Genomic DNA, 23,797 nt, shown 5'->3' with positions numbered 1-23,797 from the left:
GACGGCCGCTGCAATCAGGGCTGTCCGCCGGCCGCTTGAATGGCGAGATTGACGTCTTCCTTGATGCGTTCCATCGCGGCATCCACCGTCAACTCATTGTTGAGCACCTGGCTGATACGGGTGGTCAGCGCGTTCATCATCGCCCGCTGGTAGCGCCAGCCCTGGAAGCGGTAGGCGGCGGCATCCATCTTCGGAATCTGGTTGATGAATGTGGCCAGCGCCTCCGAGGTACGTGCCGAGGCCGTTGGATATTCCACCCCATTGGCGATTTGCGAGGCCGCCGAGGGGATTTCGACTTCGGTTGAGATGTAGTGATCGAGGTTTTCCGGCTGGGCAAAAAAGTTGATCAGTTTCCCCGCAATCTCGGCATTCTGGGTGTGGGAGAACACGGTCATGGCGCCGCCACCTGGCATGACGGTGCAGGACGATGGCCCGCAGGGCGCCGGAACCACGGCCCAGTCGAACAGATCGCCGACTTCGCTATCCATCTGCGCCAGCGTCCAGGAGCCGCCGAAATAGAGAACGGTATTGGCATTTAGGAAATCGGAAAATAACTCGCGGTGCGTCGCGCCGCCAACGGCGCCCCAGAGGTCCATCGGCATGGTGCCGTCCTGATGCCAGGCAACGAACTGCTCGATGGCGGCACGCAGGCCATCGTCGACCACGGGATGCCCCGCCTCATCGACCAATTGCGCGCCATAGCTGATGGCAAGGCTGGCAAAGCGGTGGCCTGAGCGGTCCATCTCCATGGCAAATTCGGTATTGGTAGCCTGTGCGACCTGCCGCGTGGCCTCGGCCCATTCCTGCCAGGTTGCGCCCTCAGCGGGAACCGGCACGCCAGCCTGCTCGAACAGGGTCAGGTTTACATAGGCGCCGTTGACGGTGAGCGTCGTCGGCATGCCGTAGATGGCGGTGCTCGTCGCATCGCCGCCGCGCAGCCATTGCAGCGTCTGGCCCCATTCCTGCTCGAAATAGGCCGCGTCAACATAGGGTGTGATGTCCTGATAAAAGCGGCTCAGCCCACCCAAGTCGGTGATGATGGCGATGTCGGGCCCTTCGCCAGCCTCAAGCTGCACCGGCAAGCTTTCCACCAGCGTTTGGTAGCTCACTTCCTCCACATTGACGGTGACGCCGGGATTCTCGGCCTCGAACGTCTTGGCCATCTCGGCGAAGATTTTGCCCCCGCTGCCGGTATCCCCGGCCCAAACAGTGATCTGCTGCCCGTAGGCAAGGCTAATCGGCGCGGCGGCAATTACCAAAGCCAGCGCGGTCGTGGTCCTCAATCCAGTGCGTTTCAATTCCAATTCCTCCTCCAGGAATGCGCTGCGTTTGAAACAGCCGCTGGACCCAAGCTTGTTTTGGTAAGACCACAATGTCAAGCCTTCTGGTATGACCAGATTGGATGCGACGCGATGCGAACCAAAGATTGCAAGCATTTGCGCGGAATAATCACACAAAAAGGCAAAAATATCGGGACTATCTGGTCAGCCACTAGTCTTGACAGGAAAACGGAATGCCTGTCTGGTTTGACCAATGAAATGAGCCTGCACCGGTTCGCCAGTAGCGAAGGGAATGCCTGAAATGGTTAGATTTGCGGTCGTTGGCATCGACCACGGACATATTTTCGATCATGCCAAAGGGCTGATCAAGGCCGGCGCCGAGTTCGTTGGCTATTGCCCCCAAACTTCGATCCCAAGCCTGGTCGAGAGTTTTGCACAAACCTATCTGGATGTTCCCCAGATCGATCGCGAGACGCTCCTTGCCGATTCCAGCATCGACGTGATCTGCATTGCCGCCATTCCGAAAGACCGCGCGGGCCTCGCGATCCGGGCCATGCGTGCGGGCAAGGATGTCATGGTCGATAAGCCCGGCCTCACCACCTATGCCCAGCTCGAGGCGGTGCAGCAGGCCGTGAGCGAAACCGGGCGCATCTTCTCGATCTGCTTCACCGAGCGGCACAGCGTTCGCTCGGCGGTCAAGGCTGGCAAGCTGGTCGCGGAGGGCGCCATCGGCAGGGTCATCCAGACGCTGGGCACCGGGCCGCATCGCCTGGGCAATTCCCGGCCGGACTGGTTTTGGCAACATGACGCATTCGGCGGCATCATCGTCGACATCGCCTCCCACCAGATCGATCAGTTTCTGTTCTACACCGGCTCCGACACCGCGGAAATCATCACGTCGCAAGTCGCCAATTTCGCCAACCCGCAGGCGCCTCAATTCGAGGATTTCGGCGATCTGCTGCTGCGCAGCGACAAGGCTTCTGGCTATGTCCGCGTCGATTGGTTCACTCCCGACGGCCTGCCGACCTGGGGCGATGGCCGGCTGACCATATTGGGCACCGAGGGCTATATCGAGCTGCGCAAATATGTCGATATCGCCGGCCGCGACGGCAAGGATCACCTTTTCCTCGTCAACGAGCATGGCGTAGAACATATTGATTGCTCCAACGAAGAGCTCGACTACTTCGCCAGCTTTGCCGCCGATGTGCGTGATCGCACTGCCACCGCAATGTCGCAGCATCATGTCTTTGAGGTCTGCCGGCTGTCCCTCGATGCGCAGAGCCGGGCCGTCAACATTTCCTCCCAGCCTAAAGGATAGATCCCATGACCCGGAAACTGCGCGTCGGCCTGATTGGCGCCGGCATCGCCCAGCGGCACCTGGCCGGTTACAACTGGAACAAGGACCTGTTCGAGGTTCCCGTGCTCTGCTCCCTCGATGAGGATCGTGGGCGCCAGGCCGTCGCCGAATTTGGCGTTGGCGAATATACCAGCGATGTCGAAACCCTGTTCGCGCGGGACGATCTCGATGTCATCGACATCTGCACGCCGCCCGATTCCCACTTCGCGCTCTCAAAACGCGCCATTGAGGCGGGCAAGCATGTCATCTGCGAAAAGCCGCTTTTCGGTTCCATCGCCGATGTCGATGCGATGAGCGAAATCGTCGGCAAAACCGATCGCAAATTCATGCCGATCTTCCAGTATCGCTATGGCACCGGGTTGCAAAAACTCAAGCGGCTGATCGAACTGGGTCTGGCCGGAAGGCCGTTCCTCACCACGGTCGAAACACATTGGTGGCGGGGTCCGGCCTATTACGAAGTGCCGTGGCGCGGCAAATGGGCCAGCGAACTGGGCGGCGGGCTGCTCGGCCACGCCATTCACGCTCACGACATGCTCAATTATGTCCACGGCGCCTGTGCCGAGATTTTCGCTCATGGCGCGACCCTGGTGAACAAGATCGAGGTCGAGGACACTATGACCCTCTCGGTCAAGATGGCCAATGGCTCGCTCGCTGCCCTGTCCATGACTTTGGGGTCGCGCAAGGAAATCTCCCGCTTGCGCTTCTGTTTCAGCGACATGGTGGCCGAGAGTATTCTGGAGCCCTATACGATGGGCCGTGATCCCTGGACCTTCATCGCCGGCACGCCGGAGCATCAGGCCAGGATCGATGCAGCGCTCGCCGAGCACCAGGTCACCGAAGATGGCTATACAAGGCAGTTCGAGCTATTCCATGAGGCGGTCATGACTGGCGGGGAACCGCCTGTAACCCTCGAAGATGCGCGCAATTCGCTTGCTTTGGTTACCGCGGCGTATCATTCCCAGAGAACGGGCCAGCCGTCACAATTGCCAATCACGCCAGCGCATCCGCTCTATGGCTCCTGGCTCCCTTGACCGGCGGGTCGACGGCTGGGAGGTCAAAGATGCAAAAGGACCGGAGCTACCCGCGGCTGCAGGGCAATCAGCGGCTGTATCAGGTCGTTGCGCGCCAGATCGCCAGACTGATCGAGCAGAACGCTGCCGATAAATCCTGGCGCATGCCATCCGAGCGGGAACTGGCCGAAGAGCTTTCGGTCAGCCGCCCGGTGGTGCGCGAGGCGGTAATCGCGCTGGAAATGCGCGGCATCGTCGAAGTGCGCGGCCGGGCCGGGATCATGGTCCTGCCCAGCCGGCTGTCGCAGGTGAACTTCGACCTCTCCGTAAGCGACATCGGGCCCGGACCGTTCGAGCTGCTGGAGGCGCGCCTTGCCATCGAGTCGAGCGCAGCGGCGCTGGCCGCCGAGCGGGCGACCAATTACGATATTCTGGTGCTGGAAGAATGCATCGCCCAGATGGAGCAGGAAACCGAAGTGGTCCTGCTGCAGGAAAAGGGCGACCGGGACTTCCACATGACCATCGCCAGGATGACCAACAATGCCATCATCGTCTCGATGATCGAGGCGTTATGGGCGCAGCGCGATGAATCATTGATGTGGAAGAAGCTGCACGAGCACATCCACGCCGAAAGCGTGCGCCCGCTCTGGATCGGCGATCATCACGCGATCCTCTCGGCCTTGCGCATGCGCCACCCAGACGCCGCCTACAAGGCGATGGCCCGCCATATCCGCAACGTCACCAATGAACTGCTCGAAGCAGACGAACGCGGCCGCGTGGTCACGGAGTAGGGGCTGACCAAGCGATCAGGTTGCCGTGGTCGGCGCAACGATCGGGAGACTGACATTATAAAGGCGGCGCGATGCTGCGATTGCTTTGCTGATGCTGTGACAGCATGGCAACGAAGGCGATGACCTTGGGCGGCCGGAAGCGCGCCGCCGGATAGACCGCATATATGCCGCCGGCCGGCAAATCCCAGGCCGGCAGGAGTTGGACCAGCCTATTGGCTTGCAAATGGTCCGCGGCCAGAAAGTCCGGCAAGACTGATATGCCCCCGCCGGCCAGAGTGGCGGCCATGGCGGCTGGCGTGGAATTGGTCAGGATGCTCTGGCGGAGCCTGACCGTTGTGGGGTCGAAGTCATTCTTGGTGAAGCGCCAAACCAATGGCTCCTTGAGGGACGCATTGGCAATGAAGGGCAGGCTGACCAGATCCTCCGGTACGATTGCAGTCCCCGCCTGCGGCAATTCGGGCGAGGCCACCAGCAATTGCCGGAACGAACCGATACGCCGGGCCTGATAACTGGAATCGTCCAGCCAGCCGACGCGGATGGACAGATCGAAATGATCGGCAATGAGATCGACCTTGGTATCGGAGAGCCGCAATTCGACATTACAGGCCGGATATTTCCGGGTGAATGCGGCGATGAGCGGGGCAATCGTTGCTGCGCCGTAATCGCTCGGCGCCGCTATGCGCAGGGTCCCGGTGGGCTCAGAATTGATCTGCGCGATCTCGCTGATGGCGTCTTCCACCGCGCCGAAGATCATCACGCATCGAGCGTGTAGCAGCCGTCCGGCCTCGGTTGGCTCGACCCGTCGGGTGGTCCTGACCAGCAGGCTGGTCTGCAGCTCTTCTTCGAGACGGCTAACCTGCTGGCTGACCACCGCTTTGGTGATCCCCAGCCGCTCGGCCGCCTTGGTGAAGGAGCCGGTTTCGGCCACGGCGGAGAAATAGGCGAGCCGGTTGAGTCTGATGGCCTGCATCATCTGTCCTATTGTATGCCAGAGGAAAACATTCTGTCAGGTTTGATGCTCTCGATCAATCAATGGCGGAGGCATAGCTTCCAGCCAACAACATTGAGGACATTAGGCCCATGCACATCACCTACCTGTTCGACCCCCTTTGCGGCTGGTGCTATGGCGCCACCGGTGCGCTTGAGCAAATCAGCCAACTGGGCGGGGTCACCATCCAATTGTCGCCCACCGGCCTGTTTGCCGGTGAAGGCGCCCGCCCGATGGATCAATCCTTCGCCGCCTATGCCTGGCAGAACGATCAACGCATCGCCCGTCTGACTGGGCAGCCTTTCAGCGAGACTTACCGCCAGCAGGTGCTTGGCGCGGTCGGCTCCACGTTCGACTCCGCGCCATCAACGTTGGCCATAGTCGCTGTGGGCCTGCAGGCGCCCGCCCAGGAAATGGCGGCGCTCAAGGCGCTCCAGCAGGCCCGCTATGTCGATGGCCGGGACAATGGGAGCATGGACGTTGTGACCGACATCCTCGCGGCTGCCGGTTTCAGCGATGCCGCTGATCGTCTTCGGGCAGCGGATCAGCAATTGCTGGCAGCCTACCGGACGCGGATCGAGGCTGCCCGTGCCGACATGACGCGTTTCGGCGCCAATGGTGTGCCGGCGTTGATCATTGGCAAAGGCGACAAACGTCGCCTGCTGCCCAGCGGCACTTTGTTTGGCGACCCGCAAATCCTGGCGGCTCAGCTCGAAGCTGCCTGAAGCCTCGCAATGATTACGACTTTCACCAAGGAGTGACCACCATGACAACTACCCTGAATTGGACCCATTTTCCTGCCGGCGGGAACGGCTTCTTCCGGGCACCGGTGCTGCTGTCCGGGCCGAGTGAGGCGCTGTTGATCGATGGCGGCTTCACCTATCCCGATGGGCGCGCGCTGGCGCAGGCCATAGCGGCGACGGGCAAGACGCTGACCACGATCTATATCAGCCAGTCCGATCCGGACTATTATTTCAGCCTGAAGCCGGTGCTGGAAGCTTTCCCCAACGCCAAGGTCATTGCCGCTTCGGACACGGTGGAGGCCATCAAGGGCAATGTGGACAAAAAACTGGCCGCGTGGGGCCCCAAGCTCAACGAGAGTGGACCGCAGACGCAGGCCGATATCATTTTCCCCGAGGCCTTCGACGGCCCAACACTGAGCGTGGATGGCGAAACCGTCGAAATCGTTGCGGCCGCGGGCCTCGCCAATCGCCGCTATCTGTGGGTTCCGACACTGAATGCCGTCTTTGGTGGTGTGCTGATTTTCTCGGGCGTGCATGTCTGGACTGCCGATACCCCCACCAAAGAGCAGCGCGCGGCCTGGATCGCCAATCTCGACGCGATTGCTGCTCGCCATCCTGCCATCGTCATTCCGGGCCACATGGATCCGGCGGCTGCGACGGGTCTTGCCGGGATCGAGCATACCAAAGCCTATCTGCTGGCGTTCGAAGAAGAACTGGCCAGAGGTGGAGACTCCGCCAAACTCAAGACTGCAATGGAAGCCCGCTTCCCCGATCTGGGCATGGGCGTGGCTCTCGATATTGGCTCCAAGGTCGCCACTGGCGAAATGCAGTGGGGTTGAAATGAGCACCAATCTCGAGCTGATCCGAAGCACCTATGAAGGAACCTCGGCGGACAACGGCCGCAACCTGCGGGCCGTACTGTCCGCCGATGTCGAATGGACCGAGGCAGAGGGCTTTCCTTATGCGGGAACCTATGTCGGGCCGGAGGCAGTGATCGCCGGTGTATTCCACCGTCTTCAGACGGAATGGACGAGCTATCGCGCCCAAGTCCACACCTACCTTGCTGATGGCGATCGCGTTGCCGCGTTCGGCGTCTATTCCGGCACCTATAACGTAACCGGCAAATCCATGACCTCGCCCTTTGCCCATCTCTACCACCTCAAGGACGGCAAGATCATGCGCATGACCCAGTATGTCGACACCGTCCTGGTATCCCGCGCACTCAGCTAACCTCGCAAACATTTAAAGGAGACAAGGCCGTGCCTTGTGGCAGCCTCCGACGCGGGATCGGCCGTGCCGATGCATGCCCAAGACACTGCTCCGACACACATCACTAGCCAGACTGCGACCTGCAAAGCGGCGTATCGGGTTAAGTTCGCCCGCTCTTCAACGCCGCTTGGTAGGCACGCTCTGCCCACTCCCGGAGACTGTCGTCATCTTCGAGTATGTCGGCGGGAACGGCCCAGTAGGACTTGAGCGCGTGATCCTGGCCCTCAGTCGTATAGCCGAGCGCTTGGGAACCCGCTTCATCGTATTCCGGGCGTGAATCGGCATCGACCTTGAAGTAAAGCGCGCCCTGCCAGGCCATGGCAAAGACATGCTCGTTGCGATAGAGCGCCACCGCACCGAACAGCGGCCTTGTGGTGATTTTGGCCCAATCCGACAGCTGATCGACATAGTGCTCGGCAAGATGCCTGGTCTGTTCGGATTGTTTCGACATCTGCTTTGTCCTTTGCTGGGATGATAAGCGCGTGAATGAGATTGGTCGAGAACGACCTCATATTTACCCGACCCAGTCAGGTAGCGAAACAGATCGAACCGGTCCACGCCGGTCGCGCGAGTGCCGCCGAGTAGGCTCAGCGGCACTTGCACGGCCGATTGTGGCGAAGAACTACGCGCGACTTGCCAGCCAGGCCTTGTAGCGTTCCTGGGTTTCGGCGTTGGGAGGGTAGACGCCAACGGTCGGCTTGCCCGACTCGATCTCGAGCTTGAGGAATTCTTCCTGCCGGTCCATTGCCACCGCCTCGTCGGCGATCTCGTCGGCCCACTTGCGCGGGATAACAATGACGGCTTCGGCATCGCCGAACATGATGTCATCCGGATAGACGGCAACGCCACCACAAGCGATCGGCTGGTTCATGTCGGAGGCGTGGTGCGCGACCAGGTTTGCCGGTGCGGCGGCACCAGTGCAGAAGGTGGGCAGACCCAGTTCGGCAATGTCCATGGAATCGCGCACACCGCCATCCAGCACCACGCCGGCGACCTGTCGGAAAATCAGCCGGCGCATCAGTACCGCACCAATGCCCGCAATCTCGGGGATGCTGCGGCAGTCGAGCACCAGCACATGGCCGGCCTCGATCGTATCGATCGCCTTGCGCTGGAAATTGTCCGGGCTGGAACTGTATTCGGACCCGTCGATGTCCTCACGGGCCGGGATATAACGCACCGTCAGGGCCGGTCCCACCATGGGTTCGAGATCGGTCCGCAGAGGGCGCACGCCGCGGATGGCGGTGTTGCGCAATCCGCGCTTGAGCAGCAGCGTGCTCAGTGTGGCCGAATTGGTCGTCTTCAGTTTTGCGATCGTCTCGGCGCTAAGACCCGTCATGCGCTCCTCCTCTGTCGCCAGTCACATAGCAGGCTGGTGCAAAAAAGTTCAATAGGGGTCATTTGGTTTCTTATTTGGATTTTTGCATGGTCCCGCCGAGAAGCTGGGTTAGGCTGTCGGCCACTTCGGTCACTTCCTTGCGGATAGTGCGCTTGCGATCCGGCGTGGCGTCGCCGATGAATGGAACGCTGACGGCGGCAACCAGCGCGCCGGCGGCGTCAAAGACGGGAGCCGCGATGGCGCGCAGGCCTTGGCTGGATTCCAGGTTATCTTCGGCATAGCCGTCGTCGCGGATGCGACGTAACTCGTCCATCAGCACGTCGGGATCCGTTATGGTGTGGGCGGTGCGGGCAGGTAGGCCCTTGGCGCAATATTCGGCAATGGCTTCGTCGCTCGAATGGGCCAAAGCGAGCTTGCCGGAAGCGCCGACATGCTTGGGTGAACGGCTGCCAACACGAACGGAGATTGCATATTCCGCGGGGCTTTGCGTCGCTAGGATGGTCAGCATTTCATCGCCCTCGGGCGCCGAAAGCTTGAACGATTCACGGATGCGATCGGCCGCCGATTGCATGATGGGATGGGCGGCTTCGGCCATGGTGGCGCGATCGGCGCCTGGCGAAATGCGCCGTGCCAATTCAATGAAGCGCGGCCCCAGCTTATAGGTCGCGCCGCCATTGATGCGGGCGACGAGGCCGTGAGCGGCCAGCGAATTGAGGATGCGGTAGACCGTGGACCGGGCGACGCCAAGCTGTTCGACCAAGTCGGAAAGCGAGACGCCATGCTTGGCCTCGGCGATGGCGCCCAGCAGATGGGCGGTCTTTTCGACGACTGGCGATCCATGTCTAAGTTCATTCATGAAACCTGCGTGCCCTATTTGGAACTAAACTTGACAGGGGAATAGCGATGTGATGTGTCTTGTCCATACCCGATGTCGTATTTGAAACTAATCCATCTGTGAGCATCGGTACAGGGAGGAATATCAATGCTGCACAAGTCCACGCTCCGCGGGAGCGCGCTTCTCATCGCCACCATGCTCAGCACTGCGCTGGTCCAGCCTGCATTGGCGCAGTCCGATCTGGTGACAGTGGTGGTGACCGATGAGCCCAAGTCGCTGGACCCCTGCGACACCGATCTGTCGAACAATGCTCGCATCCTGCGCAACAATGTCACCGAAACCCTGGTCAATCTGGACCCGGCTAATGGCGCAGTTCTGCCCAGCCTGGCCACCGAATGGCGCCAGATCGATGACCTGACATGGGAGTTCAAACTGCGCGAAGGCGTCACGTTCCATGATGGCAGCGCCTTCGACGCGGCCGCCGTCGTTGCGGCATTGGCGCGCGCCACCAATCCAGATATCGGCTGCGAAGTTGGCCTGGCGACGCTGCAGGGCAATACGTTCACCGGCGAAGCGGTCGATGCCACGACGCTGGTGATCAAGACAGGAACCGTCGAGCCGATCCTGCCCAACAAGCTATCGGCGCTCGATATCGGTGCACCTGTCACGCCGGCTGATGCCAAGACGCGCGAGCCGATCGGCACCGGTCCCTATGCCCTCAAGGCCTGGAGTGCCGGCCAGTCCGTTGCCCTGCAAGCCTTTGACGACTATTGGGGCGACAAACCGGCCATCGCCAATGCCAATATCGTTTGGCGCGGCGAATCTGCAGTGCGCGCGGCTATGGTCGATACCGGTGAGGCACAGATCGCCTTTGAAATCGCCCCCCAGGACGCCACCAGCGCCAATGACATTGCCTTCCCCAATGCGGAAACCTCGCTGCTGCGTATCGACCAGGCCATTGCCCCGCTCGACGACAAGCGGGTGCGAGAAGCGCTGAACCTTGCCATCGACCGCGACGGGCTGATCGGCACGGTGTTCAACGAGGGCGCCACTAAGGCCATGCAGGTCGTGCTGCCATCGGTGTTCGGCTACAATCCGGATATTCCGGTCTGGCCTTATGATCCCGATCGCGCTCGTGCGCTGCTGGATGAGGCGCGTGCCGCCGGCGTGCCGGTCGATACCGAGATCGTGCTTTACGGTCGCATTGGTATCTATCCGAACTCGGCCGAGAGCATGGAAGCCATTCAGGCCATGCTGCTCGACGTCGGTTTCAACGCCCGCCTCGAAATGATGGAAACCACGCCCTGGCTGGAAAAGCTGATCGGACCCTTTCCGGCGGAGCGCCAACCGTCCCTCCTGCAGACCCAGATCGACAATACCGAAGGTGACGCCGTGTTCACGCTGCCGAACCGCTTTACCTCGGGCGGCAATACCTCGACGCTTGCCGATCCGAGCGTGGACGATCTTATCGCCAGGGCCTCGGCAGCCACCGGTGACGAGCGCCAGTCGCTGTTCCAGCAGGCCTTCGCCAATATTGCGGTGGAAGCGATCAACATCGTGCCGCTGTTCCACATGGTGACGATCGCTCGTGTCTCGCCTGATCTCAATTATGTGCCGGACGTTCAAGCCGGCAACGAGATCAAGCTGCGCTCGATTAGCTACAAGTAGCTGCAATTCTAAAGTCCGCCGGCCGCCGGGGCGGCGGACACCACCCAAAGCATCCAGGCCCATGTCACCCAAAATCCTCCTCAGACGCACGGCGCTTGCGGCACTTGCCCTGCTGGCACTGATGGCGGCGACGTTCTTTCTCGTGCGGTTGACGGGCGATCCGGTCAATCTTTACCTGCCGGTGGACGCTTCCCAGGCAGCACGCGACGCCATGCGGATTCAACTGGGTCTGGACCGGCCGCTCGTGGTCCAGTTCTTCGAATTCCTGTTCAATGTCCTGCGGCTCGATTTCGGCACCTCCCTCTGGCACAATCGGCCCGCGATGGAGGTCGTGCTTGAGGCACTGCCTCGTACCTTGGCACTGGGCGCCATTGCGCTGGCACTGGCCTTTGCGATCTCGGCTCTTGTCGGCGTCATTGCCGCGGCCAATGCCGGCAGCGCCGTTGATCGCCTCATCAATGTCGTGAGCCAGGCGGCCGCCAGCGTACCCGATTTCTGGCTTGGCCTGATGTGCGTGCTGGTCTTTGCCGTCAATCTGCGGCTGCTGCCCACCTCCGGCTTTGGCGGGCCGGCCTATTGGGTGCTTCCCGTCGTCTGCCTGATGGCGCGGCCTTTTGGCATGCTAGTGCAGATTATCCGCGGCTCGATGATCGAGGCGCTCAATGCCAGTTACGTGCGCACTGCGCGCGCTAAAGGGGCCCGTGAGGGTCGGGTCGGCTTCGTGCATGCCTTGCGCAACGCGCTGCTGCCCGCAGTCACGGTAACGGGCGACCTCGCCGCCCAATTTGCCGGCGGGGGCGGCGTCGTCGAAGTGGTGTTCGGCTTCCCCGGCATCGGCAAGCTGCTGATCGATGGCATCCTGCGCCGCGATTTCGCGATCGTGCAAAGCTCGATCTTTGCGGTCGCTGTGGTCATCTTCCTCATCAACATCCTGGTCGACATTCTCTATGCCACCATAGATCCGCGCGTGAGGGTGGAATGACCGAGATTTCTGGGACTGCTCCCGCACGCAAGGCAAGTCGCGTCAAATGGTTTGCCCGTGCCCTGGCCGGCGACCCGATGGCGCTGTGCTCGGTCATTTGGCTGGCGCTGGTTCTCGTGCTGATCCTGGCCGATACATTCGGGGCCTTCAGCGGGAGCCGCATCGCGCTCAAGGCACGCAATCTGCCGCCGTTCGACTTTACCCAGGACTGGCGATTGTGGATTGGCGCTGACTCCCTGGGCCGCTCGCTACTGGGTCGCCTTGCGGAAGCGGCGCTGACTTCGATCGGTATTGCATTGCTGACCGTTCTGCTCAGTCTCGTTATGGGCACCATGCTTGGCCTGGTCGCCGGCTATTTCGGCGGCCCGGTGGGCTCGCTGATCATGCGCATTTCCGACGTCGTCATGGGTTTTCCGACCCTGCTGGTCGCGTTGGTCGGGCTCTATCTCTTCGGTCCGAGCGTCACCAACCTCGTCATCGTGCTCGCGATTACCCGCATGCCTTCCTACATCCGCGTCGCCAGGGCGGAGACGCTGGAGGTGCGCGAGCGGCTCTTTGTCGATGCGGCGCGGGTCTTTGGCGGCGGGCCGATCTGGATCATCCGCCATCACATCCTGCCCATCGTCGCACCGACAATGCTGACCCTGGCCTCGGTGAATGTTGCCATGGTCATGCTGTTTGAATCCGGGCTCAGCTATCTGGGCCTGGGCGTGCAGCCGCCTGCGGTCAGTTGGGGCCTGATGATTGCCCAGGGGCAGGGGTATCTCTCTTCGGCATGGTGGCTGGGCTTTTTCCCCGGGCTTGCCGTCATGCTGACCACCATGAGTTTCAACCTGCTCGCCAATTGGTTCCGCATCGTCAACGATCCGTCCCAGCATTGGCGGCTTATCCGCCGGAAGCGATGACCATGACCCTTTTGGACATTCGCGATCTCGCCGTTTCCTTCGACACCGCCGCCGGTCGCATCAAGGCGCTCAATGGCGTGTCGTTCTCGCTGCAACGCGGTGAAGTCCTGGCGCTGCTTGGCGAAAGCGGCTCCGGCAAGTCGGTGACGGCCTCGGCAATCATGGATCTGGTGCCCAATCCACCGGGTGCCATCGATGGTGGTTCGATCACATTCGATGGCGCCAACCTGCTTGATCTGCCGCATCGGGAGCGGCGGGCGATCTGCGGCACCCGTATTGCCCTCATATTCCAGGATGCGCTGGCAGCGCTCAATCCGGTCTATTCGATCGGCTGGCAGATCGGCGAAATGTTCCGCATCCACCACAAGAAGGCGGCGGGCGAGATCGAGGGGGCGGTCATCGACCTGCTCGACGCGGTGGGCATTCCCGATGCAGCCAGACGGGCCCGGCAGTATCCGCATGAATTCTCCGGTGGCATGCGCCAGCGCATCATGATTGCGATGGCCGTGGCGCTCGAACCCGACATCATCATTGCCGACGAGCCCACTACGGCGCTGGATGTCACCATCCAGGCGCAGATTGTCGATCTGCTCAACACCATCCGCAAGCGCAGCGGCGCCGGGATGATCTTCATCACCCACGATCTCGGCGTGGTGGCCGAACTCGCCGATCGCGTAGCCGTCATGTATGCGGGACGCATAGTGGAACAGGCCAGCGTCTATGAGCTGTTTGCCGATCCACGCCACCCCTACAGCATCGGGCTTTTGGCCTCGCAGCCACGGATCGATGTGGCGACGTCCGAACTAGTGCCCATACCCGGATCGGCGCCCAATCCCGCCGATTTGCCATCCGGTTGCGCGTTTCGCACCCGCTGTCCGCGGGCAAAGGAGCTTTGCGCCCAGGTAGTCCCGATCCTCGCTGATGCCGGACCAGGACGTCTGACCGCCTGTCACTTTCCGGGGAATGCCGCATGAGCGCGCCACTGCTTGAAGTCGACAATCTCAGCAAGCACTTTGGCAGCGGATCCGCGCCGGTCCGCGCCGTCGATGGTGTGAGCTTTTCCATTGCCAAGGGCGAGACATTGGGCCTGGTTGGCGAGAGCGGTTGTGGCAAAACAAGCCTGGTTCGCACGCTGTTGCGCCTCAACGCCGCCACGGCGGGCCACGCCATGCTGGATGGTGTCGACATCGCCCAGGCCAAGGGTGCTGAATTGCGCGCCATGCGGCGCAAGATGCAGGTCGTCTTCCAGGATCCCTATCAATCGCTCAATCCGCGCATGCGCGTCGACCGGCTATTGTCCGAACCATGGGCGCTGCATCCCGGTGTCCTTCCGCGCGCCCAATGGTCGACCCAGATCGCACGGTTGCTCGAGGCGGTCGGGCTGCGTCCGGAACATGCCTTGCGCTATCCCAACGAGTTCTCCGGCGGCCAACGCCAGCGGCTCGGCATTGCTCGCGCGCTGGCGCTCAATCCGTCGCTGCTGGTATGCGACGAACCGGTCTCGGCGCTCGACGTATCGGTCCAGGCCCAGGTGATCAATCTGCTCGCTCGCCTGCGCAAGGAGCGAAACCTGGCCATGCTGTTCGTCGCCCATGATCTGGCCGTGGTGCGACACGTCTCGGATCGCGTCATGGTCATGTATTTGGGGCGCATTATCGAGACCGGCCCAACCGAAGAGATTTTTTCGGCTCCGCGGCACCCCTATACACAGGCCTTGCTTTCCGCTGTGCCAACCCCCGATCCGACGCTCCGCGGCAAGCGCCGCCGCATCGTGCTGCAAGGCGACTTGCCCAGCCCATCCAATCCACCCAGCGGCTGCCGCTTCCGCACGAGATGCTGGAAAGCAACCGACAAATGCGCCGTGGAGGCACCTGAACTGGTGGCCCATGGCAACACCAATCTTCTCACCGCCTGCCACTACGCCGAAACCGTGCCTGATTTGGCGTAGGGCAAGATGAAAACTGTCTCCTCACGCCCGCCGGAGTAGCAGCGCCTGGTATGGCTTGGGCTGGAAGTGTAGCAATTGGCCGCGCTCGACATCTCTGGCGATCTCGGTTTCGGTCATCTCCCAGGTGTCGATCAGGGTGGCAGTGTAACGCTCGTCCGGCGGCACATTGGCAGCCACTTCGCCCGGCTGGTTCTCGCCAAAATAGCTCAGATAATAGCGGTGCGGCTGCCCGGCGGTGGCGAAATGCATGCCGACGCGGCTCCAGCCTTCCTGGCCGGGAAATGGCGCGATCAGCTTGCGCAGATCGGCATGATCCAGCCCGCCGGCAATTTCGATCTGGTAGTGGCCGGTGCTGGGCACCGGGTCCAGTCCCTCGTCCGGCCCTGCCTCAAGGATGCGGCGGAGGAAGGCGATGCGGCTGACACTGTCGCCAATCAGCTTGCCGCCCTTGGCCCACCATAGCGTCTCGCTGTCATTGTAATAGGTTTCGCCATGGGTAACGTAGCCGCCATTGACTGTGCCCTTCCAGAAGCGGTGCACCAGTTCGCGGCCCGAAATATTGCCCCAGGCTTCGGCGATATCCCCCTCGTAGCAGACCTCGTCGAGCGAGACCGGCTTATTGAATTGCTCCCGCCAGATCATGCTGCGCTCGGTATAGGGACGCTGGATGCTGACATGGGTCAGCTTGGGGTGGCTGTAGTCGAACGGGGCAAAGCCATTGTGTACGGACACTAGATGCCCATGCGGATCAGCCTCGGCGACGATGTCGATCCAGCGGTTCCAGTCGTCGAGCGTCTTGGTGAACATGAAGTCATATTCATTGGCCATCGACCACCACACATTGGGGAAGGCAGCCAGGCGCGCGATCAGATAGCGCAGGTAAGTGTCGTCCTGCTCGGGCGACATGCGCGCAAAGCCCCAGCGGTCATAGGGGTGGAAGATGATGAGATCGGCCTCGACGCCGATTGCCGCCAGATCATTGATGCGTTTTTCCAGGTGCCGGAAATAGGCCGGCTCGAAACGGTCGAAGTCGAATTCCCAACCATAATCGCCGTTGAAGCTGCCGCCCCATTTGCTACTGCCCCGCTTGATGAGCGGGAAGGGATAAAGCTCGGGCTCGACCTCGTTGTAGCGATAATGCTTGGGGAACACGCACATGCGGATCTTGGTAAAGGGCGCTTCGGCCAGCGTTGCCAGCGTCTGCTCTTCGAGCGCATCGCCTTGCAGGTTCCATACATAGGCGGTGGTGCCGATATTGATGTAGCGGGTGCCATCGGCATGGCGAAAGTGGTGGCGGTTCGACACACGCACGGGGCCATGGTGCCCAGGCTTGCCCGGCCCGACCTCGACCGTTCCGCTGATGCCATCAAGCGCCGGGCTATTGCTCGAGGTCGCATAGCTCCAGCTCCCCGTTGCATCAGGCAGAAAGCGGATTTTGTACTTGCCGTCGCCGTCATAAAAGCCGGTGACAGGGACCTGCCGGTCGCCCTGGCGGAAGCTGGCGCGCAGCTCGATATCCTTGAACGGGTTGCCTTCCGCGGGGCCAGAAAGCGTGAGTTCGAACGTAGCCCACAGCGTTGCGGCGCTATTGGCCGTTGCAGAATTGGTCATGATCTATCCTGTCGTCTAAATGAAGGCGCCCAGCGCCCGCGATGAAACTGGGTCAGGCGGCCGCGGGCGTGCGTGGACGCCAGCGGCTGCGGGTGGTCGGAATGGAGTCGAGCAGCAGCCGCGTATAGGCGTGCTGGGGATCGCTCATCACCTCGCGTGCGGCACCGAACTCCACAACCTGCCCTTTGTTCATCACCGCGACGTAGTCGGAGATGTAATAGGCGGTGGCGAGGTCGTGGGTGATGTAGAGAAAGCTACGTCCCTCTTCGTCGCGCAGCCGCTTGAACAGGTTGATGATGATCATGCGCCGGGAGGCGTCGATCATGCTGACCGGCTCGTCCGCTACGATCAGCTTGGGTTGCGGAATGAGCGCCCTGGCGACCGAGATGCGCTGCAATTCGCCGCCCGAGAACTGGTTGGTATATTTGCCCCGGATCTCCGCATAGTTGAGGCCAACGCTGTTGAGGGCCTCGGCCACCGCCGCTTGGGCCTGGTCCTCGTCCATGCCGGCAACGCGCCGCGCTGTCTCGTGGAGATAGGCATCCACCGGCCGATAGCGGCTGAATGCCTCGAACGGATTCTGGAAAATGGGTTGCACAAGGCCCAGGAATTCACGCTTGGATGGCGTCGCCCCCGCGCCTGCCACCACGCTGTCATAGACGATGGCCCGGCCCGAGGTGGGCGTCTCCAGCCGCAGCAGGGTTTTGGCCAGGGTGGTCTTGCCGCTACCGGACTCGCCAACAACGGCGATCACCACCGGCTTGTCGCTTTCAACCGTGATATTGACGTCGCTCAATGCATGGATGTGCCGGGCGCCGACCAGTCCGCCCCGGCGATAGACCTTGTTGAGCCCTTCGGTCTTGAGGATGGTGGTCATGCCGCGGCTCCCGCGTTCTGCACGGCTGGGCGCGCCACGAAATGGTTGGGTTTGACCTCGACCAGCACCGGCTCGACGCGAAAGGCTCGATCGCCGCCCGTTGCCGCGGCGCTTGCCATCACGCCGCGCATGCTGTCGTCGCCAATGGCCGGCAGGGAGTCGATCAGCATCCTGGTATAGGGATGCTGCGGATCGGCGAAAACGCTGTCGGTATCGCCATATTCGACGACGCGGCCGGCATACATAATCAGCATTTTGTGGGTGGTCTGATAGTGAACGCCCATGTCATGCGACACCACAAGAATGGTGTTGCCCATCTGCTCCTGCAGGTCCATCAGCAGCATCAGGATTTCCTTCTGAACCACCACGTCGAGCGCGGTGGTTGGTTCGTCGGCGATGATCAGTTCCGGCTGGAAGAAGGTGGCGAGCCCGATCATGACGCGCTGCCGCATGCCCCCCGACAATTGGTGCGGATAGGAATCGAGGGTTTCCGGCGCCAGTCCAAGCTTGCCGATATAGTCCCGCGCCCGCTCCAGCACGCGTCGCTTATTGCTGTCGGTTCCAGGGAAATCGATGAACTGGTCACGAATGCGGATAACCGGATTGAGGGAATTCATCGAACTCTGCGGAATGTAGGAAATGGACTTGAACCATTCCTGGCGCACGCTCGCACTGGTCACCGGCCGGCCATCGGCACCCTTGAGGCTATATTCGATATTGCCGCGCGAGAGATACATCGGTGCCTGAATGTCGCCGTAGATCGCTTTCATCAGGGTCGACTTGCCGCAACCCGATTCACCGGCAATGCCCACGATGCAGCCATCGGGAATGGTCAGCGTCACGCCGTCCACCGCGTCGATGACCCGGCTGCCGATGTGATAGCTGATCTTGAGATCGGACAGACGGATCATGATACACCGCGCTTGCTGGCAAAGGCCTGGTTGAAGCCTGTGGAGGTAAGGAACAGGCCGAGGAACAGCGTGATCGTGGCGATGATTGGCGCCACCAGCCAGACATATTGCCCGGTGAACAAGGCATTGTAGTTTAGCGCCCAGAAGATGATGGAGCCCAGCGTGGGCACCTCCACCTTCGACAGCCCGATCACTGCCAGCGTGGCCTCGGTATTGATGGCGAACAGCACGGTGTTGATGAAGCCGACCACCATATAAGCCGACACATAGGGGAAGATTTCCCGCAGCAGGATCTGCATGGTGTTGGCGCCGGAAAAGCGCGCCATATTGATGAATTCACGCTCGCGTAGCGACAGCGCCATGGCCCGCACGGTGCGCGCATCCCAGGCCCAGCCGAACAGCACGATGATGAAGCCCACCGTGAGGAACGAGGTATTGCCGCGGATCAGCGCTCCCATGATGATCAGGATGGGCAGCAGCGGTACGGTGATGAAAGTGTCGACGAACAGCATGACGATGCGCTCGAAGCGCCCGCCGATATAGCCGGCGCTAAGCCCGACCACGGTGGCGATGATGGTGACGCCGACAGCCACGACAATGCCCAACGTCAGCGAATTGCGGATGGCAAAGACCAGGAACCAGAAAATGTCCTGCCCCAGCGCATTGGTGCCGAGCAGGTGCACGCCGGAAACCGGTAGATTGCGCATATAGCTGGCCTGGATCGACGGGTCGACCGGCGCGAAACCGGGCAGGATGAAGCTGCCCAGCCCCATGACGAAGAGGATGATAAGCCCCAAGGTCAGCCGGACATTGAGCAGCCAGATTAGGCTGCCCTTGCGGCTGGTGGATGCCGGGGTCGGCGTCACCACGATGGCTACCGGGTCGATATTGTTGACGTCGATGCTCATTTGTGACGGATCCGCGGATCGAGGAGAGGATAGAGCAGGTCGATGACCAGCCCGGCGGTCGCCACGGCGATGATGGAGATGGTGATGGCGCCGTAGAGCACATTGTAGTCGCCACCATTGGCGGCGGTGCGCATGACCAGCCCGATGCCGGGATAGGAGAAGATCATCTCGGTCAGCAGCGCGCCGTTGAACACCATGCCCAGCGACAGCGCCAACGCGGTCACCTGCGGCAGCAGTGCATTGCGGAAGACATAGCGTGTCATCCGCGTCCAGTTCGAGGTGCCCTTGAGCCGGGCATAGGTGACGTAGGGCTCTTCAGTCGTCGCCACCGTCAGTGCCTTCATCGACAGGATATTCCAGCCGAATCCGGCCAGCACCAGCGTGATGCCGGGCAACAGGGAATTGTAGATGACCATGCCAAATTTCTCCGGCGTCATCTGCCCCACCGGAAAGGTCGCCGACAGCGGAAAGACCGGGAAGATATAGGCCAGCAACAGCAGCATGGTCACGGCCAGGATGTAATAGGGGATGGGGTAGAGCAGGATGCCGACGAATTCGAGGAGCGAGGCGGCCTTCTGCTTGTGGAAGTAGCCGGCGACCAGCCCCACCAGATTGCCGAGCAGCCACGCGATGACTGTCGAGGTCAGCAGCAGGCCCAGCGTCCAGGGCAATGCATTGAGGATCATCGCCGAGACGGGCTGCGGGTAATAGGTGAAGGAAGGGCCGAAATCGAAGCTGAGGACGATGCGCTTCAGATAGGACACATATTGCGTGAACACGTCGCCCTTGAGCCCGTAAAGCTGCTCGAGATTGACTCGCAGTTCGGCAATCGCCTCGGCCGTCAGCGTGCCATTGGCCCGGCTCTGAATCTGGCCGATATAGCCATCCACCGGATTGATCGGCATCAGGCGCGGCAGCATGAAGGTAATGGTCAGGCCGATGAACAGCACGGCCAGGTAAAGGCCGATGCGTTTGGCCACGAAGCTAACGACACCCATGGATCAAACCTCAAGACTGAAGAGGGAGGCGAGACGGTCGGGAGAATGCCGCCTCGCCCACAAGCCGGCTATTGCTGGCCGGTTGGCTCGATGTTCACCACCGTCTGCTTGAACGAACTCCACCAAGTGTAGGGCGCAGCGTAGAAGTTGTTCTGCTTGGGGAAGTTCGTCCAATAGGTGCTGTTGGTCGGGATCGTGGTGGGGATGTTCATCAGGTTGATGATTTGCATCTCGCTGGCGATCCGCATGGCGATCTCCTGTCCGTTCTGGACGAATTTGGGATCATCGAGCGGCAGCGCGGCGCCCTCAGCTACCAGGTCCAGCACTTGCTGGTCGGTGATACGGGCATAATTGCCGCTCAAGGGATCGGTGGAATCCGCCGGCTTGATATTGCTCTCGCGGAACTGGTTCCAGTTGCCCAGCCAGTTGCTGTTATAGACGCAGGTATTGGACCAGTTGATCTGCAGTTCGTTGCGCGAATTGGTGTTCTGCACCGTGGTGTATTCGCCATTGTCCACCTGGCGCGCATTGACGTTGAAACCAGCCTGGCGCCAGCTGTCCGCGATGGAAAAGCCGAGGCGTTGCAGCACTTTGTTCCAGTCGCCGGGGATGACGAACTCGATCACCCATGGTGAGCCGTCCGGCAGGGCGTAAAAACCATCCGCGCTCTTTTTGATGCCCACCGAGCCGAGGAGCTTTTCGGCTTCCGCCGGGTCGTGCTTCCACCAGCCCGCGCCGAAGCCGGAGCGGATTGCGTCGCCGGTCGGCAGCAAGGACGGATCAATGCCCTGGGCCTTGAGCGTCTCGACGAGCTGGGTGCTGAATTCTGCATCGAATGGCTTGTAGCCATCGCCGATCGTCAGGCCCTTGAGCGCCTGCAGATTGGCTTCGTAGAAGATCGGGCCGGTAATCGGGGTATCGGGCAGGGGCAAGGCCGCAGCCTTGAACTGGCCGCTCATGGCGCTGATGCCGATCTGGGAAAGGTCCAGCGACAGGGCCAGTGCCCAGCGCACCTCCGGCATGTCATAAGGGGCACGTTGCTGGTTGATATAGACGCCGTAGGAGCAGGCATCGTTCATGTCGTGATAGGGGAAGGTCGCCGAGAAGGTCTCGACCTTGGGATTGCGGGCCTTGGCAGCATCGATGCTGTCCGGGCTCATGAAGGTGTCGACATCGTACTGGTTCTGCACGAAGGCCAGGGCGCGTGTCTCTTCCGCACCGAAATCCTTGTAGAGAATGAATTTGGGTTTTGGCGTACCGAGATTGCCCCAGCTCGACTTTTGCCAGTCTTCGCGCAATTCCCACAGCTGCCAGAAGCCATTGGGATCGAATTCCTTGACCTTATAGGGCCCCAGGGTCACCGGCGGCGCATTCTGGAAGCGGACGACCTGGTCGCCCTGCGCTTCGAATATGTGCTTGGGGACCCAGTTGAACGGCGTACCCCAGGTATAGACGCCCAAGCGGGTCGTCAGGTCGTAGGACGGGTTCACCGTCTCGACCTCGAAGGTGTAGTCGTCGATCTTCTTATAGCTCTTGAGATAGACGGTGACGCTGGCGACATTGGTCAGCTGCTCGCGATATTTGAAGGCGGTGTCGAGCGAGTAGATGATGTCGTCGGTCGTGAACTCGACGCCGTCGCTCCACAGGATTCCCGGGCGAATCTTGATGCGGAACTGGGTATGGGCGTCGTTCAGCACTTCGGGGAAACCGTCGGCCATTTCGGGATAGGATTTGCCCGTGGCGGTATCCATTTCCCAGAGATAGCCCCAGCCGAGCTCGCGGAAACCGCGCCAGATGGCGTAGGAGTTCAGCGGGTTCTGTGCCGACGGGTTGGCGGAGCGCCCGTCGAAGGTTTGCACGATGAGAGTTTCGCTGCGTGGCGTTCCCACATCGGTCATGGCGCCTTGCGCGAAGGCGGCGGTGGTCATCAGGCCGCCCATTGCGGACGTCAGCAGAAATCGGCCAAGCCGGGTCATCTGTATCCTCCTCGACCGGCCGTGCGCTTATGCGAGCATCGACCGGTTAAATCAGGCATTCCGGGCACGGATCGGCCACAACCTGGCGTCGGCTGCTGCGTCAGCAACATGCCTGTCAGGCCAGGGATGACGACCTCCGTCCCACGCGCTTACCTGCGGGGCGCATCGCAGTAATTGTTTTTATTTTCGTTATTTTTGCGATTTCTAACGAATATGGTCGAAGCTTACTGCTGTCAATGCCCTTTTGGCGGAACACGCAGCTAAACGCTAGAAGGCGAAAATGATGCGCTTAGTCGGCGACGAGCACTTCGACACCGCGGCGCTCGAAGGCTTCGCGGTCGGTCCTGATGATACCGCTGTCGGTAATCAGGGTATGCACCAGCTCCACCCCGCCGAGCGAGGAGAACGAGACCTTGCCGATCTTGGTCGAGTCGGCCAGCAGATAGACGCGCGAGGCGGCTTTCACCATGGCGCGCTTCACATAGATGTCCCCGATGGCCGGATAGGTCAGGCCCGCCTCGAACGAGATGCCGGCGGTGGCCAGGAACAGCTTTTCGGCATAGATGCCGACGAAAAATTCCGCCGACTTTTCCCCGCTCAGCGACAGGGTGGGCGCCTTGAACTGGCCCGCTGGCATATGCACTGTATTGGTGGGAATTGCCCCCAGGATCAACGCGATGTTGAGGGCATTGGTGATGATGTTAAGTTCTTGTCTGGACTTCAAATTCTCGGCAAATTGCGTCGTCGTCGTGCCGGAGTCGATGATGATGGTTTCGTTGTTGCGGACCAGCGATGCGGCGGCCGCGCCAATCAGCTTCTTGCGGTCCATGTTCTGGCCGTGCTGCAGGGACATAGACTGAACCTGCTGCGGGATGGAGCGCAGATAGGCGCCGCCATGTTCGCGCGAAATATAGCCATCGGCATCCAGCCGCTCCAGGTCCTGGCGGATCGTTGCCTCGGACACGGCGAAGGCCGCCGAAAGATCCCGTACCCGGGCGCTGCCTTCTTCTTGCAGCCATTCGAGAATTTTCATGCGGCGCGGCTCGGCCAGCAAATGCTGCCGCCCGCCCTCAACACTCCCGCGCCCGGCTTTGGATGATCTTGGTTTCTGCATTCCGCATCCCTCACACAGGGGTAAAGTGCTAGCATCTGGTTATCCGTTTGAAGCACCAAAACGCGCTTGTCACCCGAAAAAGCGCAAAACAGGTGCATAGGCAAAGTTAGAAAAAACACATAAATCGAAACTTTTCGCCATTGCATGAAAGCAAAACGCAGGATAGCAATCATGCAAACAAAGAGGTGCAGCAACCGCACCCTGTCTGTGAGGAAGCATTTTCGCTGTGGCATGGCCGGCGCCCATTGGAGGCGTCTGCATCTCTGCAACAATTTGCTCGCCACGCCCGA

General features: G+C 60.9%; 22 protein-coding genes and 1 pseudogene. 11 read left to right on the top strand and 12 right to left on the bottom strand.

All coding sequences use genetic code 11. The features are described 5' to 3' along the window. Positions 1-14: 14 nt before the first annotated feature. Complete coding sequence (locus tag N8A98_RS03945) at positions 15-1,298, bottom strand: ABC transporter substrate-binding protein (RefSeq protein ID WP_262169335.1); 1,284 nt, start codon at positions 1,296-1,298, stop codon at positions 15-17. A gap of 283 nt (positions 1,299-1,581) precedes the next feature. Here N8A98_RS03945 and N8A98_RS03940 point away from each other — a divergent pair, with 283 nt between their 5' ends. From N8A98_RS03940 to N8A98_RS03930, 3 genes are read left to right on the top strand one after another with little or no spacing between them, the layout of a single operon-like run. Next, entirely contained in the window at positions 1,582-2,598 is a 1,017-nt protein-coding gene (locus N8A98_RS03940; protein WP_262169333.1) for a Gfo/Idh/MocA family protein, read from the top strand. A gap of 5 nt (positions 2,599-2,603) precedes the next feature. Beyond that, positions 2,604-3,668, top strand: coding sequence for a Gfo/Idh/MocA family protein (locus N8A98_RS03935; protein WP_262169330.1), 1,065 nt, complete (start codon positions 2,604-2,606; stop codon positions 3,666-3,668). A gap of 29 nt (positions 3,669-3,697) precedes the next feature. After that, the gene (locus tag N8A98_RS03930; RefSeq protein ID WP_262169329.1) at positions 3,698-4,438 is read left to right on the top strand and encodes a FadR/GntR family transcriptional regulator; all 741 of its coding nucleotides are present in this window, start codon (positions 3,698-3,700) and stop codon (positions 4,436-4,438) included. A gap of 55 nt (positions 4,439-4,493) precedes the next feature. On the opposite strand, the gene N8A98_RS03925 is transcribed toward N8A98_RS03930, so the two are convergent. Then, the gene (locus N8A98_RS03925; RefSeq protein WP_262169326.1) at positions 4,494-5,408 is read right to left on the bottom strand and encodes a LysR family transcriptional regulator; all 915 of its coding nucleotides are present in this window, start codon (positions 5,406-5,408) and stop codon (positions 4,494-4,496) included. A gap of 110 nt (positions 5,409-5,518) precedes the next feature. On the opposite strand from N8A98_RS03925, the gene N8A98_RS03920 reads away from it, so the two are divergent. From N8A98_RS03920 to N8A98_RS03910, 3 genes and pseudogenes are all read left to right on the top strand, one after another. Further along, positions 5,519-6,151, top strand: coding sequence for a DsbA family protein (locus tag N8A98_RS03920; RefSeq protein WP_262169324.1), 633 nt, complete (start codon positions 5,519-5,521; stop codon positions 6,149-6,151). 53 nt (positions 6,152-6,204) lie between these two features. Continuing rightward, positions 6,205-7,008: pseudogene (locus N8A98_RS03915) on the top strand (MBL fold metallo-hydrolase); the annotation flags it as partial. A gap of 1 nt (position 7,009) precedes the next feature. Then, positions 7,010-7,399 (top strand): nuclear transport factor 2 family protein, encoded by a 390-nt coding sequence (locus N8A98_RS03910; RefSeq protein WP_262169318.1) that lies wholly within the window; start codon positions 7,010-7,012, stop codon positions 7,397-7,399. A gap of 139 nt (positions 7,400-7,538) precedes the next feature. Here the strand turns inward: N8A98_RS03910 and N8A98_RS03905 are convergent, their stop codons facing one another. The 3 genes from N8A98_RS03905 to N8A98_RS03895 form a co-directional block, all read right to left on the bottom strand. After that, complete coding sequence (locus N8A98_RS03905; RefSeq protein WP_262169317.1) at positions 7,539-7,889, bottom strand: TfoX/Sxy family protein; 351 nt, start codon at positions 7,887-7,889, stop codon at positions 7,539-7,541. A gap of 171 nt (positions 7,890-8,060) precedes the next feature. Then, a complete protein-coding gene (locus tag N8A98_RS03900) occupies positions 8,061-8,774 on the bottom strand; it encodes a ribonuclease activity regulator RraA (RefSeq protein ID WP_113122585.1) in 714 nt (237 codons plus the stop codon). Between the two features lie 70 nt (positions 8,775-8,844). Next, entirely contained in the window at positions 8,845-9,630 is a 786-nt protein-coding gene (locus N8A98_RS03895; protein ID WP_262169316.1) for an IclR family transcriptional regulator, read from the bottom strand. A 174-nt stretch (positions 9,631-9,804) separates the two neighbouring features. Between N8A98_RS03895 and N8A98_RS03890 the strand changes: the two genes are divergently transcribed. The 5 genes from N8A98_RS03890 to N8A98_RS03870 all read left to right on the top strand — a co-directional run bounded on the left by N8A98_RS03890 (position 9,805) and on the right by N8A98_RS03870 (position 15,112). Continuing rightward, positions 9,805-11,277: an ABC transporter substrate-binding protein gene (locus tag N8A98_RS03890; RefSeq protein ID WP_390888825.1), complete on the top strand. Its 1,473-nt coding sequence runs from the start codon at positions 9,805-9,807 to the stop codon at positions 11,275-11,277. Positions 11,278-11,338: 61 nt separating this feature from the next. Beyond that, positions 11,339-12,259: an ABC transporter permease gene (locus tag N8A98_RS03885; RefSeq protein ID WP_262169314.1), complete on the top strand. Its 921-nt coding sequence runs from the start codon at positions 11,339-11,341 to the stop codon at positions 12,257-12,259. Beyond that, on the top strand, positions 12,256-13,164 hold the full coding sequence (locus N8A98_RS03880; protein ID WP_262169313.1) for an ABC transporter permease: 909 nt from the start codon (positions 12,256-12,258) through the stop codon (positions 13,162-13,164). Before N8A98_RS03885 ends, N8A98_RS03880 begins: the two co-directional genes overlap by 4 nt. A 2-nt stretch (positions 13,165-13,166) precedes the next feature. Further along, on the top strand, positions 13,167-14,138 hold the full coding sequence (locus tag N8A98_RS03875; RefSeq protein ID WP_262169312.1) for an ABC transporter ATP-binding protein: 972 nt from the start codon (positions 13,167-13,169) through the stop codon (positions 14,136-14,138). Next, a complete protein-coding gene (locus N8A98_RS03870) occupies positions 14,135-15,112 on the top strand; it encodes an ABC transporter ATP-binding protein (RefSeq protein WP_262169311.1) in 978 nt (325 codons plus the stop codon). Before N8A98_RS03875 ends, N8A98_RS03870 begins: the two co-directional genes overlap by 4 nt. A 21-nt stretch (positions 15,113-15,133) precedes the next feature. On the opposite strand, the gene N8A98_RS03865 is transcribed toward N8A98_RS03870, so the two are convergent. From N8A98_RS03865 to N8A98_RS03835, 7 genes are all read right to left on the bottom strand, one after another. Then, on the bottom strand, positions 15,134-16,723 hold the full coding sequence (locus tag N8A98_RS03865; protein WP_262169310.1) for a DUF5060 domain-containing protein: 1,590 nt from the start codon (positions 16,721-16,723) through the stop codon (positions 15,134-15,136). Positions 16,724-16,775: 52 nt separating this feature from the next. Then, positions 16,776-17,600: an ABC transporter ATP-binding protein gene (locus N8A98_RS03860; RefSeq protein ID WP_262169309.1), complete on the bottom strand. Its 825-nt coding sequence runs from the start codon at positions 17,598-17,600 to the stop codon at positions 16,776-16,778. Continuing rightward, positions 17,597-18,511 carry an ABC transporter ATP-binding protein gene (locus N8A98_RS03855; RefSeq protein ID WP_262169308.1) on the bottom strand — a complete coding sequence of 305 codons (915 nt, stop codon included), beginning with the start codon at positions 18,509-18,511 and terminating at the stop codon, positions 17,597-17,599. Before N8A98_RS03855 ends, N8A98_RS03860 begins: the two co-directional genes overlap by 4 nt. Next, positions 18,508-19,419 carry an ABC transporter permease gene (locus tag N8A98_RS03850; RefSeq protein ID WP_262169307.1) on the bottom strand — a complete coding sequence of 304 codons (912 nt, stop codon included), beginning with the start codon at positions 19,417-19,419 and terminating at the stop codon, positions 18,508-18,510. The genes N8A98_RS03855 and N8A98_RS03850 overlap by 4 nt, the downstream gene beginning before the upstream one ends. Continuing rightward, positions 19,416-20,417 (bottom strand): ABC transporter permease, encoded by a 1,002-nt coding sequence (locus tag N8A98_RS03845; protein WP_262169306.1) that lies wholly within the window; start codon positions 20,415-20,417, stop codon positions 19,416-19,418. Before N8A98_RS03845 ends, N8A98_RS03850 begins: the two co-directional genes overlap by 4 nt. Before the next feature lie 68 nt (positions 20,418-20,485). After that, a complete protein-coding gene (locus N8A98_RS03840) occupies positions 20,486-22,393 on the bottom strand; it encodes an ABC transporter substrate-binding protein (RefSeq protein ID WP_262169305.1) in 1,908 nt (635 codons plus the stop codon). Positions 22,394-22,682: 289 nt separating this feature from the next. Further along, positions 22,683-23,507: a DeoR/GlpR family DNA-binding transcription regulator gene (locus N8A98_RS03835; protein ID WP_262169304.1), complete on the bottom strand. Its 825-nt coding sequence runs from the start codon at positions 23,505-23,507 to the stop codon at positions 22,683-22,685. Positions 23,508-23,797 lie beyond the last annotated feature (290 nt).

It is taken from the genome of Devosia neptuniae (assembly GCF_025452235.1).
Classification (GTDB): Bacteria; Pseudomonadota; Alphaproteobacteria; order Rhizobiales; family Devosiaceae; genus Devosia.
Note: the sequence above shows the minus strand (reverse complement) of the source record. Positions and strands in the feature narration are given on the sequence as shown.